18 protein-coding genes are annotated in these 17,622 nt (G+C 69.7%); 12 read left to right on the top strand and 6 right to left on the bottom strand.

Translation table 11 applies throughout. The features are described 5' to 3' along the window. The first annotated feature begins 28 nt into the window (after positions 1 to 28). A complete protein-coding gene (locus ABEA43_RS00560; RefSeq protein WP_345557461.1) occupies positions 29 to 412 on the top strand; it encodes a VOC family protein in 384 nt (127 codons plus the stop codon). Between the two features lie 17 nt (positions 413 to 429). Beyond that, positions 430 to 717: a DUF1905 domain-containing protein gene (locus tag ABEA43_RS00555; RefSeq protein ID WP_345557459.1), complete on the top strand. Its 288-nt coding sequence runs from the start codon at positions 430 to 432 to the stop codon at positions 715 to 717. A 25-nt stretch (positions 718 to 742) separates the two neighbouring features. On the opposite strand, the gene ABEA43_RS00550 is transcribed toward ABEA43_RS00555, so the two are convergent. Further along, positions 743 to 1,183 carry a metallopeptidase family protein gene (locus ABEA43_RS00550; protein WP_345557457.1) on the bottom strand — a complete coding sequence of 147 codons (441 nt, stop codon included), beginning with the start codon at positions 1,181 to 1,183 and terminating at the stop codon, positions 743 to 745. Between the two features lie 224 nt (positions 1,184 to 1,407). Between ABEA43_RS00550 and ABEA43_RS00545 the strand changes: the two genes are divergently transcribed. From ABEA43_RS00545 to ABEA43_RS00525, 5 genes are read left to right on the top strand one after another with little or no spacing between them, the layout of a single operon-like run. Continuing rightward, entirely contained in the window at positions 1,408 to 1,776 is a 369-nt protein-coding gene (locus tag ABEA43_RS00545) for a DUF3499 domain-containing protein (RefSeq protein WP_113700081.1), read from the top strand. 43 nt (positions 1,777 to 1,819) lie between these two features. Further along, positions 1,820 to 3,169 (top strand): phosphomannomutase/phosphoglucomutase, encoded by a 1,350-nt coding sequence (locus tag ABEA43_RS00540; protein WP_345557454.1) that lies wholly within the window; start codon positions 1,820 to 1,822, stop codon positions 3,167 to 3,169. Continuing rightward, positions 3,166 to 3,333: a Trm112 family protein gene (locus ABEA43_RS00535; protein ID WP_138694732.1), complete on the top strand. Its 168-nt coding sequence runs from the start codon at positions 3,166 to 3,168 to the stop codon at positions 3,331 to 3,333. Before ABEA43_RS00540 ends, ABEA43_RS00535 begins: the two co-directional genes overlap by 4 nt. After that, entirely contained in the window at positions 3,330 to 4,436 is a 1,107-nt protein-coding gene (locus tag ABEA43_RS00530; RefSeq protein ID WP_345557451.1) for an SIS domain-containing protein, read from the top strand. The genes ABEA43_RS00535 and ABEA43_RS00530 overlap by 4 nt, the downstream gene beginning before the upstream one ends. A 49-nt stretch (positions 4,437 to 4,485) precedes the next feature. Further along, positions 4,486 to 5,430, top strand: coding sequence for a cation diffusion facilitator family transporter (locus tag ABEA43_RS00525; RefSeq protein WP_345557450.1), 945 nt, complete (start codon positions 4,486 to 4,488; stop codon positions 5,428 to 5,430). Between the two features lie 107 nt (positions 5,431 to 5,537). On the opposite strand, the gene ABEA43_RS00520 is transcribed toward ABEA43_RS00525, so the two are convergent. Then, complete coding sequence (locus ABEA43_RS00520; protein WP_345557448.1) at positions 5,538 to 5,876, bottom strand: MerR family transcriptional regulator; 339 nt, start codon at positions 5,874 to 5,876, stop codon at positions 5,538 to 5,540. A gap of 104 nt (positions 5,877 to 5,980) precedes the next feature. On the opposite strand from ABEA43_RS00520, the gene ahcY reads away from it, so the two are divergent. Next, entirely contained in the window at positions 5,981 to 7,408 is a 1,428-nt protein-coding gene (ahcY, locus tag ABEA43_RS00515) for an adenosylhomocysteinase (RefSeq protein ID WP_345557446.1), read from the top strand. A 357-nt stretch (positions 7,409 to 7,765) separates the two neighbouring features. Further along, a complete protein-coding gene (locus ABEA43_RS00510; protein ID WP_345557444.1) occupies positions 7,766 to 9,001 on the top strand; it encodes an adenosylhomocysteinase in 1,236 nt (411 codons plus the stop codon). 161 nt (positions 9,002 to 9,162) lie between these two features. Here ABEA43_RS00510 and ABEA43_RS00505 read toward each other — a convergent pair whose 3' ends face one another. Next, a complete protein-coding gene (locus ABEA43_RS00505; RefSeq protein ID WP_345557442.1) occupies positions 9,163 to 9,798 on the bottom strand; it encodes a DUF305 domain-containing protein in 636 nt (211 codons plus the stop codon). A gap of 167 nt (positions 9,799 to 9,965) precedes the next feature. Between ABEA43_RS00505 and ABEA43_RS00500 the strand changes: the two genes are divergently transcribed. Continuing rightward, positions 9,966 to 11,366 (top strand): LVIVD repeat-containing protein, encoded by a 1,401-nt coding sequence (locus tag ABEA43_RS00500; RefSeq protein ID WP_345557440.1) that lies wholly within the window; start codon positions 9,966 to 9,968, stop codon positions 11,364 to 11,366. 231 nt (positions 11,367 to 11,597) lie between these two features. Further along, the gene (locus ABEA43_RS00495; protein WP_345557438.1) at positions 11,598 to 12,971 is read left to right on the top strand and encodes an LVIVD repeat-containing protein; all 1,374 of its coding nucleotides are present in this window, start codon (positions 11,598 to 11,600) and stop codon (positions 12,969 to 12,971) included. 33 nt (positions 12,972 to 13,004) lie between these two features. On the opposite strand, the gene ABEA43_RS00490 is transcribed toward ABEA43_RS00495, so the two are convergent. Continuing rightward, entirely contained in the window at positions 13,005 to 14,069 is a 1,065-nt protein-coding gene (locus ABEA43_RS00490; protein WP_345557436.1) for an RDD family protein, read from the bottom strand. A 51-nt stretch (positions 14,070 to 14,120) separates the two neighbouring features. On the opposite strand from ABEA43_RS00490, the gene ABEA43_RS00485 reads away from it, so the two are divergent. Further along, positions 14,121 to 15,113 (top strand): stage II sporulation protein M, encoded by a 993-nt coding sequence (locus tag ABEA43_RS00485; RefSeq protein ID WP_345557434.1) that lies wholly within the window; start codon positions 14,121 to 14,123, stop codon positions 15,111 to 15,113. 101 nt (positions 15,114 to 15,214) lie between these two features. Here the strand turns inward: ABEA43_RS00485 and ABEA43_RS00480 are convergent, their stop codons facing one another. Further along, entirely contained in the window at positions 15,215 to 16,588 is a 1,374-nt protein-coding gene (locus ABEA43_RS00480) for a DUF58 domain-containing protein (RefSeq protein ID WP_345557432.1), read from the bottom strand. A gap of 64 nt (positions 16,589 to 16,652) precedes the next feature. Continuing rightward, positions 16,653 to 17,609 (bottom strand): AAA family ATPase, encoded by a 957-nt coding sequence (locus tag ABEA43_RS00475; RefSeq protein ID WP_345557430.1) that lies wholly within the window; start codon positions 17,607 to 17,609, stop codon positions 16,653 to 16,655. Between the last annotated feature and the right edge of the window lie 13 nt (positions 17,610 to 17,622).

Below are 17,622 nucleotides of genomic sequence, written 5' to 3'. Positions count from 1 at the left end.
TGGCGAACCGAACGACAGGAGGCCCGCAGTGGGCGAGCAAGTGAGCACCGCGATCACCGGCGTCAGGACCGTTGGCGTGCCCGTCACCGACCAGGACCGGGCCGTCGCCTTCTACGTGGGGGTGCTGGGGCTGGAGAAGCGTATGGACGCGCCGGTCGAGCAACTCGGCGGACGGTGGATCGAGGTGGCGCCCCCCGGAGCGACGACCACGATCGCACTCCTTCCGGCGTCTCCGGGAGCGAAACCCGGGGTCGAGACCGGCATACGCCTCACAACGGCGGACGCCACGTCGCTGCACAAGGAGCTGGTGGCAGGCGGGATCGATGTGGGTGACCTGCTGCTCTGGGGCGGCGTCCCGCCGATGTTCGCTCTGCGTGACCCGGACGGCAACGGCCTCGAGATCGTCGAATGATGGAGCGGGGAGTCACGATGGCGCAGGAGAACGCTGTGCTCGACAAGGAGTTCACCGCGACGCTGCTGAAGAGCCCGGGCAAGGGCGGCTGGACGTATGTGGTGATGCCCGGTTCCGCCGGGTTCTTCGGGACGCGGGGGCTGGTGAAGATCCGCGGGACCGTCGATGGTCATCCGTTCCAGAGCTCGTTCATGGCGCTCGGGGACGGCACGCACAAGCTGCCCGTCAAGAACGAGCTCCGCGAGGTGATCGGGAAGGGTCCGGGCGACACCGTCACGATCCACCTGTGGGAACGGATCAGATGACGGTCGCGGAGGGGGGCTTCGGGGCCTAGCGGCGGTCGTCGTAGCCCGGGTCCACGGTCTCCGGTGACAGGCCCAGCAGGGTCGCCACCTGCTCCACCACCGTGTCGTGGACCATCGCGCCCAGGGTGTCGCGGTCTCTGGCGCGGGCCTCCAGCGGGCGCCGGTAGACCACGATCGACGCCGGCCGCTGGCCGCTGGCCGTGTCCGCCCGGCCGAACGGGATCGGGTCGGCGCCCACGCCGGGCCCGTCGCCCAGCTCGCTCAGCGGCGGCACCTCCTCCACCGCGAACTCCACGGCTGAGAGCTGCCGGTCCCAGCGCGGCCGGAGCCGGTCGACGGCGTCGAGCACGAGGTCGTCGAAGCGTTCGCTGCGGGCTTTGGCCATGGGGACGTGGGAGGGGGCGAGCGGGCCGCGGAGGCCGCGACCGTGGCGATCGCGCCGTCTGGGACCGCGCTTCTGAGTCACGACAGCAAGTGTAGAGGGCGCCCGCGTCCGGCCACGGAAGCAGCGCCGTCGCCGGGCGCCGTCCGCGGGGCCGCCGATCCCGCCGTGATGGCGTACGGCCGCGGGGTGGCGTCATCGGGGCATGTGGGTGGAAAGGCTGCGACAGGTGTCCGAATTGTGGCGACACGCTCGTTAAGAGCGCTCAGGTAGTGGCGCCTCGCACTCTTAGCAGATACGGTCCCTCCGTGAGCCCCGTCCGCCGCTGTTCCCGCACCGCCTGCAGCCAGCCTGCCGTCTTCACGCTCACGTACGTATACGCCGATTCGACCGCTGTTCTCGGCCCCCTGGCGACGTACGCGGAGCCACACTGTTACGACCTGTGCGCCGAACACGCCGAGCGGCTGACCGCTCCCCGCGGGTGGGAGGTGGTCCGGCTGCCGACCGATGGCGGCTCGCCCAGTTCCGACGATCTCGAGGCGCTGGCCAACGCGGTCAGGGAGGCCGCGCGGCCGACTCCGTCCGGCGGTGGTGAGCCGGTGGGTCAGGGCGTCGAGGTCGGCAGGCGCGGGCACCTGCGCGTTCTGAGGTCGGCCCAGCAGCACCGCGACCGGTAGGCTCGTTTTACACGGAGAAACGACCTAAGGGCGGAGCTGGAGAGTGGGCGACCTCGCCAAGATCTTCAAAGCGTACGACGTTCGCGGGGTGGTGCCCGACGAGCTCGACGAGCCGACCGCCGAGGCCGTCGGCGCGGCCTTCGTGGAAGTGACCGGCGCCGAGTCCGTGGTCGTCGCGCACGACATGCGCGAGTCGTCGGTGCCGCTGGCCGAGGCGTTCATCCGTGGCGCCCGTTCGCGCGGGGCCGACGTCGTGCACGCCGGGCTGGGCTCCACCGACCTGCTCTACTACGCCAGCGGCAGCCTCGGGCTGCCCGGCGTGATGTTCACCGCCAGCCACAACCCGGCCCGCTACAACGGCATGAAGATGTGCCGCGCGGGAGCCGTGCCGATCGGCGGCGACACGGGGCTGACCGAGATCCGCGACAGGGCCGCCGAGCTGGCCGGGATCTCCGGGACGCCCTCGGGGTCGCTGATCGAGAAGGACCTGCTCTCCGGCTACGCCCACCACCTGCGCACGCTCGTCGACCTGTCCGGCATCCGGCCGCTCAAGGTGGTCGTCGACGCGGGCAACGGCATGGGCGGCTACACCGTTCCCGCCGTGTTCGAGGGGCTGCCGATCGAGCTGACCCCGCTCTACTTCGAGCTGGACGGAAACTTCCCCAACCACGAGGCCAACCCGATCGAGCCGCAGAACCTCGTCGATCTGCAGCGCGCGGTCCTCGCCGGCGGCGCCGACCTGGGGCTGGCCTTCGACGGCGACGCCGACCGGTGCTGGGTGATCGACGAGCGCGGGGAGTCCGTCTCCCCGTCGGTGATCACGGCGCTGGTCGCGGCGCGCGAGCTGGCCAAATATCCGGGCGCGACGATCATTCACAATCTGATCACGTCTCTGGGCGTGCCCGAGATCGTCCGCGAGCACGGTGGCGTTCCCGTGCGCACGCGCGTCGGGCATTCGTTCATCAAGGCCGAGATGGCCCGCACCGGAGCCGTGTTCGGTGGCGAGCACTCGGCCCACTACTACTTCCGTGACTTCTGGTTCGCGGACTCGGGCCTGCTGGCGGCGATGCACGTCCTGGCCGCGCTCGGAGAGCAGGACAGGCCGCTGTCGGAGGTGGTGTCGGCCTACTCCCGCTACCACGCCTCCGGCGAGATCAACAGCGCCGTGGCAGACCAGGGCGAGGCGCTGCGGCGCGTACGCGAGGCGTTCGCGGACCGCGGTGACTTCGACGAGCTCGACGGGCTGACCGTGACGGGGCCCGGCTGGTGGTTCAACCTGCGGGCGTCCAACACCGAGCCGCTGCTCAGGCTCAACGCCGAGGCGGCCGGCGATGGCAAGATGACGGCGATCAAGGACGAGGTCCTCGCCATTGTGGGAAAGGTGTCAGAGTGAAGATCGACGACTGGCTGCTGGAGATCCTGGCCTGCCCGGCGTGCAAGGCTGCCCTGCGCGCCGAGACCGAGGCCGAGGAGCTGGTCTGCACGGGTTGTGGCCTGATCTACCCCGTCCGGGATGACATCCCCGTCCTGCTCGTCGACGAAGCCAGGAAGCCGTGACCTGGGAGCCGGGGCGGCTCGACGATCAGCGGCACCTCAGCGAGGCGGATCCCGGCGGCATGCTGCCGGCGGTCGCCGCCTCCGCCGCTCACGTGCGCACCGGCTACCGCAACGCCGTCGAGTCCCACGTCGACCGCGTGGCCGGCCAGGGGCGTCCGCGTGCCATCGCGGTCGCCGGGATGGGCGGCTCGGCCATCGCGGGCGACATCCTGGCGGCGGTCGTCGGCAACGGCGCGCCGCTGCCGGTCGTGACGCTGCGCTCCTACCAGCTTCCCGGCTGGATCGGCGCGACCGACCTGGTCATCGCGGTCTCCGGGTCGGGGGACACCGAGGAGACGCTGTCCGTCGCCACCCAGGCGGTGCGGCGCGGCTGCACGCTGCTCGCCGTGGGCGCGCCCGGATCGCCGCTGGAGGCGATCGCGACCCAGGCGTCGGGGATCTACGTGCCGGTTCCCGTCGGCGGCGAGTCCAGGGCCGGCATCTGGCTGCTGACGATCCCGCTGATCGTGGCCGCCGCGGCGCTGCGGCTCGTACCGGCGGACGCGGACCTGTTCGAACGGGTGGCCAAGTCGCTGGAGGACATCGCGCACCGGTGCCGGCCGTCCAGCGAGTCGTTCATCAACCCGGGCAAGACGCTGGCCCTGGATCTGGCCGAGACGCTGCCGATGATCTGGGGCTCGTCGCCCCCGGCGGCCGTCGCGGCCTACCGGCTGGCCTGCCAGCTCAACACGAACGCGAAATATCCGGCCATCCACGGTGAGCTGCCCGAGGCCGGCCACAACCAGGTGGTCACCTTCGACGGGCCGATGGCCGGGCGCGACATCTTCGCCGACTCGGCCGGGCAGACGATCAGGCTCGTCATGCTGCGCGACGTCGAGGAGCATCCGCAGGTGACGCGGCGGCGCGAGGCGGCGCTACGCCTGGCGCGCGAGCGTGACGTGCCGGTCAGTGAGCTCATGGCGGAAGGCACGCATCCCCTGGAGCGGATCGCTACGCTGATTGCCCTGGGTGACTACGCCAGCACGTATCTGGCCCTGGGGTATGCCATCGATCCGACCCCTGTGTCAGCGATCACGGAGCTGAAGGCCAGAATTTCGCAATAGGATCCCCTTTTAGGCCTTTGTACGTGATCTTTATGAGTGGAGACTTTCGGTGAGCGCGAGCGGCGGTACAAAAGCGATCATTGCGGCGTTGAGTGCGAACTTGGCAATCGCCGTGGCCAAGTTCGTGGCCGCGGCCTTCACCGGGTCGTCGTCGATGCTCGCCGAGGGCATCCACTCCGTCGCCGACTCGGGCAACCAGGTGCTGCTGCTGATCGGCGGCAAGCGGGCGGCCCGGGCCAGCACCAAGGAGCATCCGTTCGGCTACGGCCGGGAGCGTTATTTCTACGCGTTCGTGGTGGCCGTGGTGCTGTTCACGATCGGCGCGGCGTTCTCGCTCTACGAAGGCATCCACAAGATCGTCGCTCCGCATGGAGTGGATGCGCCGATCTGGGCGTTCGCGGTGCTGATCTTCGCGATCATCGCCGAGGCCTTCTCGTTCCGTACGGCGATCGTGGAGTCCAACGCCGTACGCGGCAAGCAGTCGTGGGTGGCCTTCATCCGCCGGTCGAAGTCGCCTGAGCTGCCCGTCATCCTGCTGGAGGACCTGGGCGCGCTGCTCGGCCTGATCTTCGCGCTGTTCGGCGTGACGATGGCGGTCATCACGGGCGACGGCACGTGGGACGGCATCGGCACCGTGATGATCGGCGTGCTGCTGGCCGTGATCGCGGTCGTGCTGGCCATGGAGACCAAGTCGCTCCTGGTCGGCGAGGGCGCGACGCCCGAGATGGAGCGGCAGATCCGCGAGGCGCTGGAGAGCGCGCCGGAGGTCGCCCGGATCATCCACATGCGCACGCTGCACCTCGGGCCCGAGGAGCTGCTGGTGGGAGCCAAGATCGCGGTCGCGGGCGAGGACACGGCCGGCGAGGTGGCCAGGGGCATCGACGAGGCGGAGCGGCGGATCCGCGAGGCCGTGCCGATCGCCCGGGTCATCTACCTGGAGCCCGACCTCGACCGGGCCCGCACCACCCCTGACGCCTCCCCGACGGGCGCCTGAGGCACCGTCGTTTTCCCGTAGGGCGCCTTTTCCCGTAGGGCGCCTTTTCCCGTAGGGCGCCTGAAGCGCCGTACTGGCACCTGAGGCCTGTACGGCGCTTGGCGCCGTTATCTGCCGGGCGGGCGCAGCAGTCGCAGGGCCTTCTCCTTCTCGAAGTCCAGGGCCCTGCGGGGCACCTGGATGCGCCCGATCCGCACCCCGAGATCGCGTACGGCCGCCGCCACCCCCGGCTCGCTCAGCACCCGCAGCGCGAACGCCAGCTCGGCCGGCGACACGTCGAACCGCTTCTCCAGCTCCACCCCCTGCGCCACGGCGGCCAGCTCGTCAGGCCCGAACCGCCGGTGCGCGCCCTGCTCCCGCACCGGCGGCAACAGGCCCAATGCCTCCCGGTATCGGAGCATTCGCGGGGACATGCCGAGCCGCTTGGCCGCTTCCGTGATGCGCATCCTTACATTCTTACGTCAGTTTCAGCCCCCTTGAGATGCGCCCCCTCGGTAGAGCCGCCTAAACTCATCCGCGACACACCATCCGTGACGCGAGGGGAAACCCGATGGACTTCAAGGTCGCAGACCTTTCACTTGCCGACTTCGGCCGCAAGGAGATCCGGCTCGCCGAGCACGAGATGCCCGGCCTGATGTCGGTCCGCAAGGAATATGCGGCCACCCAGCCCCTGCGCGGCGCGAAGATCATGGGCTCGCTGCACATGACCATCCAGACCGCCGTTCTCATCGAGACGCTCGTGGCGCTCGGCGCCGAGGTCCGCTGGGTCAGCTGCAACATCTTCTCCACCCAGGACCACGCCGCCGCCGCCGTGGTCGTCGGCCCCGACGGGACCGTGGACGACCCGAAGGGCGTGCCGGTGTTCGCCTGGAAGGGCGAGACGCTGGAGGAGTACTGGTGGTGCACCGAGCAGGCCCTCACCTGGCCGAACGGCGACACCCCCAACATGATCCTGGACGACGGCGGTGACGCCACCCTCCTGGTGCACAAGGGCGCCGAGTACGAGAAGGCGGGCGCCGTACCCGCCGCCACCGCCGAGGACCCGGAGGAATGGCACGTCGTCATCGACCTGCTCAACCGCACGGTCGGCGCCGACAAGCGGTGGACCGCGATCGCCGAGAGCATCAAGGGCGTCACCGAGGAGACCACGACCGGCGTGCACCGTCTCTACGAGATGCACAAGAACGGCCAGCTCCTCTTCCCGGCGATCAACGTCAACGACTCGGTCACCAAGTCGAAGTTCGACAACAAGTACGGCTGCCGCCACTCCGTCATCGACGGCCTCAACCGCGCCACCGACGTGCTGATCGGCGGCAAGGTCGCCGTGGTCGCCGGCTACGGCGACGTCGGCAAGGGCTGTGCGGACGCGCTGCGCGGCCAGGGCGCCCGCGTCATCGTGACCGAGATCGACCCGATCTGCGCGCTCCAGGCGGCCATGGACGGCTTCCAGGTGACCACGCTGGACGAGGTCGTCGGCATCGCGGACATCTTCGTCACCTGCACCGGCAACTTCAACATCATCACCGCCGCGCACATGGCGAAGATGAAGCACCAGGCGATCGTCTCCAACATCGGCCACTTCGACAACGAGATCGACATGGCCGGGCTCACCAAGCTGCCGGGGATCCAGCGCAACAACATCAAGCCGCAGGTCGACGAGTGGGTCTTCGCCGACGGGCACTCGATCCTCGTCCTCGCCGAGGGCCGTCTGATGAACCTCGGCTGCGCCACCGGCCACCCGAGCTTCGTCATGTCGAACTCGTTCACCAACCAGGTGATCGCGCAGATCGAGCTGTTCACGAAGACGACCGAATACCCGATCGGCGTCTACACGCTGCCCAAGCACCTGGACGAGAAGGTGGCCCGCCTGCACCTCGACGCCCTGGGCGTCAAGCTCACGGAGCTGACCAAGGAGCAGGCCTCCTACATCGGCGTCCACGTCGAGGGCCCGTACAAGACGGACGCCTACCGCTACTGACGCCTTTTGAGAAGTGCTCCGGGAGGGGGTCTCTCCGCCCGGAGCTCTCCCATCCCCGTCCTGTACGGCGGGCCAGGTTGCCCGCACGCGCCGTAGCCCCTTCTCAATCCCATCCTGTACGGCGGGCCAGGTTGCCCGCACGCGCCGTAGCCCCCTTCTCAATCCCATCCTGTACGGCGGGCCAGGTTGCCCGCACGCGCCGTAGCCCCCTTCTCAATCCCATCCTGTACGGCGGGCCAGGTTACCCGCACGCGCCGTAGCCCCTTCCCGACCGTCATGGCCGGTCGTGAAGGCTCACGGGCCGGGCGCCGTGACGACGCGTATCCTGGGCCGCCTTCTTCGGTCGAAGGCGTACCCATGGACCTCAGTGAAAGCGGTGAGCGGCAGATCTCCTGGGCCGCTCGTTCGATGCCGGTGTTGACCGCGATCGGTGAGAGGTTCGCGCTCGAACGCCCGCTGGACGGTCTGAAGATCGCGGCCTGCCTGCACGTCACCGCCGAGACGGCCGTGCTCATGGGGGCGCTGAAAGCGGGCGGGGCGGAGATCGCGCTCGCCGCCTCCAACCCGCTGTCCACCCAGAACGACGTCGCCGAGGCGTTGCGCGTCTACGGGATCAGCGTGCACGCCCGCGCCGGCGTCGATCGCGCCGCCTACTACCGGCACATCCATCAGGCCCTCGACTTCGGGCCCGACCTGGTGCTCGACGACGGCTGCGACCTGGTGAACATCCTGCACACCGAGCGGACCGACCTGCTCGAAGGCGTCAGCGGCGGATGTGAGGAGACCACCACCGGGATCATCCGGCTGCGCCAGATGGCCGCGGAGGACGCCCTGCGCTTCCCGGTCGTGGCGGTGAACGACACGCGGACCAAGCGGATGTTCGACAACCGGTACGGCACCGGGCAGTCCACGCTCGACGGGATCATGCGGGCCACCAACACCATGCTGGCCGGGCGAACCGTGGTGGTCGCCGGGTTCGGGTACTGCGGGCGGGGCGTGGCCGAGCGGGCCAAGGGGTTCGGGGCGCGGGTGATCGTGACCGAGATCGACGCCGTCAAGGCGCTCGACGCGACCCTGCAGGGCTACGAAGTGCGCCCGATGGCGCAGGCCGCGCTGATCGGGGATCTGTTCGTGACCGTGACGGGCAACCGCGACGTGATCAGGGCCGAGCATCTGTCGATCATGAGGGATGGCGCGATCCTGGCCAACGCGGGGCACTTCGACGTGGAGATCGACGTGCGGGCGCTGGACGAGCTGGCCGGCGAGGTGCACCGCGGCGTGCGCCCCAACACCGACGAGTACGTGCTGCCCGACGGCCGGCGGCTGCTCCTGCTGGCCGAGGGGCGGCTGGTGAACCTCACCGCGGCGGAGGGGCATCCGGCGGCGGTGATGGACATGTCGTTCTCCGCGCAGGCCCTCGCGGTGGCATGGCTGGCGGGGGCGCGGCTGGAGCTCGCGCCCGGCGTCTATGACGTGCCTGAGGAGATCGACCACGAGGTGGCCAGGCTCAAGCTGGCCGCGACGGGGATCGGCATCGACGTGCTGACCCCCGATCAGGAGGACTACCTCCACTCGTGGCGCGTCGGCTCCTGAGGACCTTCGTCAGCGCGCCTGGGCGGGTGCCGGCCCGGGGACGGTGGCTGGTCCGGGATGGCGGGGCCGTCTGGATGGCGGGGCTGGTCTGGGACGGCGGCTGGTCCGGGATGGCGGGGCCGTCTGGATGGCGGGGCTGGTCTGGGACGGTGGCCGGGCGGTCAGCGGGGTGTCTGCATTTCCTGCATGCGGCGGATCTCCGCCATCTGGGTCACGCTGACGTCGTTGGCCAGCTCCTCGATCTTGATGTGCGAGCCGCCCGCCAGCACCCGCTCGGACATCTTGAGCGCGCCCAGATGGTGGTTGATCATGAGCTGCAGGAACATCTGGTCGAAGTCCTTGCCCTTGGCCGCCTTCAGGGCCTCGATCTGCTCGGGCGTGGCCATCCCCGGCATGCCCTCGTGGGCGGCGTGATGGTCGGGCACCTTCTGCTCCTGCTCCCGCAGCCAGGTGGTCATGTACTGGATCTCCGGCCCCTGAGCGGCCTTGATCCGGTCCGCCAGGCTCTTGAGCTTGGCCGAGTCCGCCCTGCTCGGGGCCAGCAGCGCCATGTCGAGCGCCTGCCGGTGGTGGATGACCATGTCCTGGACGTACTTGATGTCGGCGGCGTTCGCGGTCGGCGCGGGGACGGCGGTGGCGGCCTCGGCGGGTGAGAGCGTCTTGGCCTGCTCGCCAGGACGTCCAGGGGCGATCACCGGCGCCGTCGAGTCGGCTCGGGGCGCCTGGGGCGGCGTGCTGGCGCTGCAACCGGACAGGGCAAGGACCGTGCCCATGATGACGATGAGCGCGGCGCGCACTCAGCCTCCCTGACTGACTCGGTGGAGAATGCGCACTCTAGGTCATAAGGGTGCAGGTGGAAAGAGGGCGAAGAGGAACAAATTTTGACAGATTGGACGCTGGCCTGCGTTGCCCGTGAAAAGGGAGGATGACCTAGATTTATGCCCCCTTTATCGGAGGTTTCCGAGTGTTCACCCCCCGCAGGGCCCTCATCCTGGTCGCGGCGCTCGTCGCGATGGCGGGCAGCACCTTGCCGGCACAGGCTGCGGACATCCCGGCTCCCGGCGAGATCGTCATGAGCCCCAACATCCAGCACGTCACGAACGTGCCCAAGCCCGAGGCCCTGTCCGATATCCACACGGACATGGCCTTCCAGGGCGACTACGCATATGTCGGCAACTACTACGGCTTCTCCATCTACGACATCAGGCGCCCGAAGCGTACTTCGCTTGTCAGCTCCGTGGTGTGCCCCGGCGGCCAGATGGACATGTCCGTCTACGGCAACCTGCTGATCGGCTCCGTGGACTCCTCGCGCAACGACGACTCGTGCGCCAGCACCTCGCAGAGCGCCACGATCAAGGAGTCGTGGGAGGGCATCCGCATCTTCGACGTCTCCGACAAGGCCCACCCGAAGTACATCAAGTCGGTCGAGACGAACTGCGGCTCGCACACGCACACCCTGGTGCCCGACAGGCGGCGGCAGAACCTCTACATCTACGTCTCGTCGTACAGCCCGAACGCCACGTACCCGGACTGCCAGGTGCCGCACGACCTGATCTCCATCATCAAGGTGCCGCTGCGCAACCCGACGGCCGCCACGGTCATCGCGACGCCGAACCTGTTCCCCGACGGCGGCAACCCGGGCCTTCCGCTGCCCTATCCCGACGGCAAGTCCGCCACCACAGGCTGCCACGACATCACCGCCTACCCGGAGAAGGGCATCGCGGCCGGCGCGTGCATGGGTGAGGGCATCCTGCTCGACATCCGCAACCCGGAGCAGCCAAGGGTCACCGCGACCGTGCGCGACGAGGCGAACTTCGCCTTCTGGCACTCGGCCACGTTCAACAACTCGGGCACGAAGGTGATCTTCACCGACGAGCTCGGCGGCGGCACGAGGGCGACCTGCAACGAGGCCATCGGCCCGAACCGGGGCGCCAACGCGTACTACGACATCGTGAACGGGCAGCTCGCGTTCAAGAGCTACTTCAAGATCGCGCGGCACCAGGCCGACACGGAGAACTGCGTGGCCCACAACGGCTCGCTCATCCCGGTCAAGGGCCGCGACATCATGGTGCAGGCGTGGTACCAGGGCGGGATCTCGGTGGTGGACTTCACCGACTCCGCGCACCCGCAGGAGATCGCCTTCTTCGAGCGCGGCCCCGACAACACCGCTCCGGCGCTCAGCGGCGGCTTCTGGTCGGCGTACTACTACAACGGGTACATCTACGGCTCCGACTTCAACCTGGGCCTGGACGTGCTGAAGATCAACGACCCGCGTACCAACCGGGCGAACGGCGTCAAGATGGACTCGCTCAACGCGCAGACCCAGGCGTCCTACCCCGAGCGCGGCCACGGCCACGATCACTGACCCACCGCGAAACCGATCCGCAGCGCAACAAGTGAACGGCGAGGGCCTGCGCGGTCCTCGCCGTTCGCCGTGCAGAAACGCCGTAGAGGGTATGACGGCCGTATGCGGCTTGCAAGCCGTCATGTCACGAAATTTCTTGACATCATGACATCTAGTGGAAAAGGGGGGTTAGGCGCAAGATTTGATCACTTATGTCTTCTTTCGGACATACGTGATCAAGGAGGCTCTCGAGTGTCCAACCCCTGCCGTGCCCTTCTCGTGGCCGGGGCGGCCGTCGCGTTAGCGCTGACGGCGATGCCTGCGCTGGCCACCGACATACCGCCACCGGACACCGTCGTCACCAGCCCCAACGTGACCCACGTCCTGAACATCCCCAAACCCGCCCCGATCGCCGCGACCATCAACACCGACATCGCGTTCCAGGGCGACTACGCCTACGTCGGCAACTACGGCGGCTTCTCCATCTACGACATCAGGAACCCGAAGCGGGCCAAGCCGGTCAGCTCCGTCGTGTGCCCGGGCTCCCAGATGGACGTCACCGTGTACGGCGACCTGCTGTTCGCCGCCGTCGACTCCTCCCGCAACAACGACTCGTGCGCCAGCGTCGGCCAGTCCGCCTCCATCAAGGAGTCGTGGGAGGGCGTGCGCATCTTCGACGTCTCCGACAAGGCCAACCCGAAGTACATCAAGTCGGTGGAGACGAACTGCGGCTCCCACACCCTGACCCTGGTCCCCGGCAAGGGCCGTGACCGGCACAAGAACGTTTACGTCTACGTCTCCTCGTACCTGCCGGCCGCGAACTTCCCCGATTGCCTGCCGCCGCACGACAAGATCTCGATCATCAAGGTGCCGCTCAGGGACCCGGCCGCCGCGGCCGTCGCGGCCACGCCGGTGATCTTCCCCGACGGCGGCAACGAGACCCAGCCAGGGCTGCTGATCCCGACCTCCGGCTGCCACGACATCACCGCCTACGCCGAGAAGGACATCGCGGCCGGTGCGTGCATGGGTGACGGCGTGCTGTTCGACATCTCCGACCGGCTGAACCCGAGGGTCACGGCGCGGACCACGGACCCGAACTTCGCGTTCTGGCACTCGGCCACGTTCAGCAACGACGCCAGGAAGGTCATCTTCACCGATGAGCTCGGCGGCGGCGGCGCGGCCACGTGTAACGAGGCGACGGGGCCGAACCGCGGCGCGGACGCGATCTACGACATCTCGCGCGGGCAGTTCACGTTCAAGAGCTACTTCAAGATCCCGCGCTTCCAGGCCGACTCCGAGAACTGTGTCGCCCACAACGGCTCGCTGATCCCCGTCAAGGGCCGGGACATCATGGTCCAGGCCTGGTACATGGGTGGTCTGTCGATCTGGGACTTCACCGACTCCGCCCACCCGAGGGAGATCGGCTACTTCGAGCGCGGACCCCGGGCCGACGGCAGCGGTGGCGGCATCTGGTCCGCCTACTACTACAACGGCTACATCTACGGGGCCGACTTCCACGAGGGCCTCGACGTCATCAAGATCACCGACCCGCTCACGAACAGCGCCAAGGGCGTGCGTACCGACCGGTTGAACGTCCAGACGCAGGAGTCCTACAACCGCCACTGACCGCCCGGTCTCGCCCGCCTCTGACGACCGCGCTCACTGAGGCGGCGCGAACCCGCCCGGAGTCGCCTGCGGCGGCTCCGGTGCGGGCGGGCCCGGATACGGCGCGCCGACCGGAGCCTGCGGCTGCGGCTGTGGATAACCCCCGGCCTGCGGGTACGGCCCAGCCTGCGGATACGCGCCGGCCTGTGGATACTGCCAACCCTGTGGATACGCGCCGGGCTGCGCGTACGGGCCGGGCTGCGCGTACGGGCCGGGCTGCGGGGCCCCGGCCTGGGGATAAGGTCCGCTCTGCGCGTACGGCCCGGCCTGCGCATAGGGCTGGGGTGCCGGGGACGGCAGGCCGTTGCTCGCCGCGTGCCGCGCGAAGCGGATCTGCTCCCTCCTGCGCCGCTCGGCCAGAACCGCGCTCAGGTACGCGTGCGGCGGCGCGCCGGCCGGAGCCGCGGGCGAGACGAACGCCGAGACCTGGGTCGCGATCCGCACCCCCATCTCGTGCTGGACCTGCGGCGCCAGATCGTGCCAGCGCAACAGGTACTGCCTGGCCGCCTGCGCCACCTCGTCGGGCAACTGGGACAGCTCCAGCGTGGCCGCCCAGCTCGCCAGCGGCGGCGGCATCACGATCAGCTGCCCCCGGTCGCGCGGAGCCCGCTCGGAGATCACGATGGTGCCCGCGAAGACGTCGCCGAGCCGCTTGCCGCGCTGCGACACCAGCGAGGCGATCAGCGCGGGCGCCCCGGAGAGCAGCCAGAACTCCACCACCCCGGCCAGTCCCCTGAACAGCGCCTGCCTGAAGCGCTCGGGGCTGCCGTCGTCGCTGACCACCCGGAGCCCGAGCGCCAGCTTGCCGAGGCTGCGTCCCCTGCTGAGAGACTCGAAGATCACCGGATAGCCCACAAGCACCAGCACGACCAGCACGATCATGACGGCCCCGAACATGGCGAAGTCCGAGACCACCGCGAACGCTCCTAAGAGCGCGTAAGCGGCGACCAGCACCGTGAACTGCACGACCATGTCGATGACGATCGCCAGGGCGCGAGAGGGCATCTGCGCCACGCGCACTTCGACGACGACGGCATCGCCGGTCACAACCTCTGACATATGTGGAGCCTAACGGCTATGTCGCTCTGGTAGAGCGGCCAGAATGTTCGGGTGGACATCGATGCGTTCGTCACAGCACACCGCCCCGTATGGGACAGGCTCGACCACTTGATCAAGAACCGCTCGTCGCTGACGGGCGCGGAGGTGGACGAGCTCGTGGACCTGTACCAGCGCGTCTCGACGCACCTGTCCATCGTCAGATCCGCCTCCAAGGACCCGATGCTGACCGGGCGGCTGTCCGCCCTGGTGGCCAGGGCCAGGTCCGCGGTGACCGGCGCGCACACGCCCGCGTGGCGGGAGCTGGTGAGATTCTTCACGGTGTCGTTCCCCGTGGTCGCCTACCGGGCGCGGTGGTGGTGGCTGGCCAGCGCGCTGGCCTTCCTGGCGGTCGCGTTCGCGATGGGCACGTGGGTGGCGGGCAACCCCGAGGTGCAGGCGGCGATCGCCACCCCCGACGAGATCACCCAGCTCGTCAACGAGGACTTCGCCGACTACTACTCGGAGAACCCGGCCGCCTCCTTCGCCACCCAGGTCTGGGTCAACAACGCGTGGGTCTCGGCCCTGATGATCATCTACTCGGTCCTGCTGGGGCTGCCGATCCCGTACGCGCTCTACGCGAACGCCGAGAACGTGGCGGTCTCCGGCGGCCTGATGGCCTCCAGGGACAAGCTGGACATCTTCTTCGGCCTGATCATGCCGCACGGGCTGCTGGAGCTGACCGCGGTGTTCCTGGCGGCGGCCGTGGGCATGCGGCTGGGCTGGACGGTCATCGACCCGGGGCCGCGCAAGCGGGTCGAGGCGCTGGCCGAGCAGGGCAGGGCCGTGATGAGCGTGGCGCTGGGGCTGGTGGTGGTGCTGTTCGTGTCGGGGCTGATCGAGGCGTTCGTGACCCCGTCGGGGCTGCCCACCTGGGCGCGCGTGGGCATCGGGGTGCTCGCCGAGCTGACCTTCCTCGCGTACGTGATCGTCTTCGGCCGCCGCGCCCTGCGCGAGAACGAGACCGGCGACATCGAACGCGCCCCCGACGTCGCGCCGACGGCCTAGCCCCGCCACGCGGGACAGCCCGGGAAGCGGGCGCCAAGGTTCAAGCTCGGCCGGCGGGCCCGACAAGGGCGTCCGGCGGCCCTCAAGCTCGGGAAACGGGCTCAAAGGCGCCCGGCGGCCTTCAGCGCCAGGTACGCGTCGGCGAGCGCGGGCGCGATGTCCTCCGGCGGCGCGTCCACGACCTCGACCCCGTGCCGCCGCAGCCTGGCGGTGATGCGCCTGCGCCCGAGCTGCGCGTGCTCGGCCGCCGCCGCGTCGTAGACCTCCTCGGCCGAGCTCCGCTTACCGGCCATGGCCGCCACCCGCGGATCGGACACGCCCGCCACCAGCACCAGGTGCCGCGAGGAGAGCTGGGGGAGCACGGGCATGAGCCCTTCGTCCAGCGCCGCGGAGTTCAGGTCGGTGAGCAGCACCACCAGGCAGCGCCGCTTGGCCCGCGACAGGATCGCGGCCGCCATGCCCTGCGAGTCGGCCTCGACCAGCTCGGCCTCGATCGGCGCCATCACGTTGACCAGCGAGGACAGCAGCTCGGTGCGTGAGGCCCCGCCCACCCAGGCGCGTACGGCGCGGTCGTAGGCCAGGAAGTCCACCTGGTCGCCGGCCCTGGCGGCGAGGGCGGCCAGCAGCAGCGCCGCGTCCATCGACCAGTCGAGCCGCGGCCAGCCGGGGGCGGGCCGTGGATCCGGCCTGACCAGCAGGCCGCCGCCGCCCGCCGTGGCCCCCGACATGGGGATCGGCGCGTCGCCCACCCGGCCCGCCGAGGTGCGGCCGGTGTCGAGCACGATCAGCACGCGGCGGTCGCGCTCGGGGCGCCAGGTGCGTACGACCACGTCGTGACGGCGCGCGGTGGCCCGCCAGTCGATGGAACGGACGTCGTCGCCCACCACGTATTCGCGCAGCGAGTCGAACTCGGTGCCCTGCCCGCGTACGAGCGCCGGGTGCTGGCCGTCGAGCTCGCGGAGCCTGGCCAGCCTGGAGGGCAGGTGCTTGCGCGACAGGAACGGCGGCAGCACGCGTACGGACCAGGGGGCCTGGTGACTGCCCTGGCGGGCGGCCAGGCCGAGCGGGCCGACCGAGCGCACGGTGACGGCCACGGACGAGCGGTCGCCGCGCCTGGTCGGGTTGAGCGTCACCACGATCTTGCGGCGCTCGCCGCCCGGCACGTCGAGCGGGGCGACGCGCGGCTCGGCGCCCGCGGAGGGCGGCCAGGCGTCCCTGAGCAGGCCGCGTACGCGCCTGCCGCCCGGGTTCTCGACGATCAGCTCGACCGTGGCGCGCTGACCGAGACGGATCAGGGTGTCGCCCGAGCGGTGGAACCTGAGCGAGCGGACCGCGCCCGCGAACACCAGGTCCACGGTGATCGCGGCGGCCAGCAGCAGGCAGACCCCGGCCAGCGCCGCGCCCGGCTGCGGCGCCAGCAGCACCACCACGATCCCGATCGCCGCGACCAGCCCGGCGCGTCCCGTCAGAGCCATCAGCAGATCACCGTGTTCCCGGACCTTATGTGTCTCGTCGGGCCTGCGTGTCCCGTCAGAGCCATCAGCGCGGGACCGGGACCGAGGCCAGGATGCCGTCGAGCAGGCCGTCGGCGGTCGCGCCCTCCAGCTCCGCCTCGGGCCTGAGCTGGATCCGGTGCCGCAGCGCGGGCCTGGCCAGCGCCTTGACGTCGTCAGGCGTGACATAGGGCCGCCCGGACAGCCACGCCCACGCGCGCGAGGCCGCCAGCAGCGCCGTGGAGCCACGCGGCGAGACGCCGAGCTGCAGCGACGGCGAGTTTCTGGTGGCTCGCGCCACGTCCACGATGTAGCCGAGCACCTCAGGGGCCACGTGCACCTTGGCGACCGCCTCGCGGCCCAGCGCCAGGTCCTCGGCCGTGGCGACGGCCTTGACCTCCGACAGGTCGCGCGGGTCGAAGCCGCGGGCGTGCCGCTCCAGCACCGAGATCTCCTGATCGCGGGGCGGCAGCGGCACGGTCAGCTTGACCAGGAACCGGTCGAGCTGCGCCTCGGGGAGCTGATAGGTGCCTTCGTACTCGACCGGGTTCTGGGTGGCGCACACCACGAACGGGTCGGGCAGCGGCCTGCCCGTGCCCTCCACGCTGACCTGCCGCTCCTCCATCGCCTCCAGCAGAGCCGCCTGCGTCTTCGGCGGGGTGCGGTTGATCTCGTCGGCGAGCAGCAGGTTCGTGAACACGGGCCCTTCGCGGAACTCGAACTCCGCGGTCTTCGTGTCATAGATCAGCGATCCGGTCACGTCACCCGGCATCAGGTCGGGCGTGAACTGCACCCGCTTGAAGTCCAGGGCCAGCGCCGCCGCCAGCGTGCGCACCATCAGCGTCTTGGCCACGCCGGGCACGCCTTCGAGCAGCACATGCCCCCTGCACAACAGCGCGATGACGAGCCCCGTCACCACCGCGTCCTGCCCGACCACGGCCTTGGACACCTCGGCGCGCAGCGCGCCCAGCGCGTCTCTGGCCGAGTCGCCCGAGCTCGACACGCGGTAAGTCTCC

Origin of the sequence: Nonomuraea rosea (assembly GCF_039539705.1) — a bacterium.
In the GTDB taxonomy this organism is placed as follows: domain Bacteria; phylum Actinomycetota; class Actinomycetes; order Streptosporangiales; family Streptosporangiaceae; genus Nonomuraea; species Nonomuraea rosea.
Note: the sequence above shows the minus strand (reverse complement) of the source record. Positions and strands in the feature narration are given on the sequence as shown.

Coding starts and splice junctions, on each gene's coding strand:
- ABEA43_RS00555 (WP_345557459.1), top strand. CDS start 430: ATGGCGCAGGAGAACGCTGTGCTCGACAAGGAGTTCACCGCGACGCTG.
- ABEA43_RS00520 (WP_345557448.1), bottom strand. CDS start 5,876: ATGCGCATCACGGAAGCGGCCAAGCGGCTCGGCATGTCCCCGCGAATG.
- ahcY (WP_345557446.1), top strand. CDS start 5,981: ATGGACTTCAAGGTCGCAGACCTTTCACTTGCCGACTTCGGCCGCAAG.
- ABEA43_RS00510 (WP_345557444.1), top strand. CDS start 7,766: ATGGACCTCAGTGAAAGCGGTGAGCGGCAGATCTCCTGGGCCGCTCGT.
- ABEA43_RS00490 (WP_345557436.1), bottom strand. CDS start 14,069: ATGTCAGAGGTTGTGACCGGCGATGCCGTCGTCGTCGAAGTGCGCGTG.
- ABEA43_RS00480 (WP_345557432.1), bottom strand. CDS start 16,588: ATGGCTCTGACGGGACGCGCCGGGCTGGTCGCGGCGATCGGGATCGTG.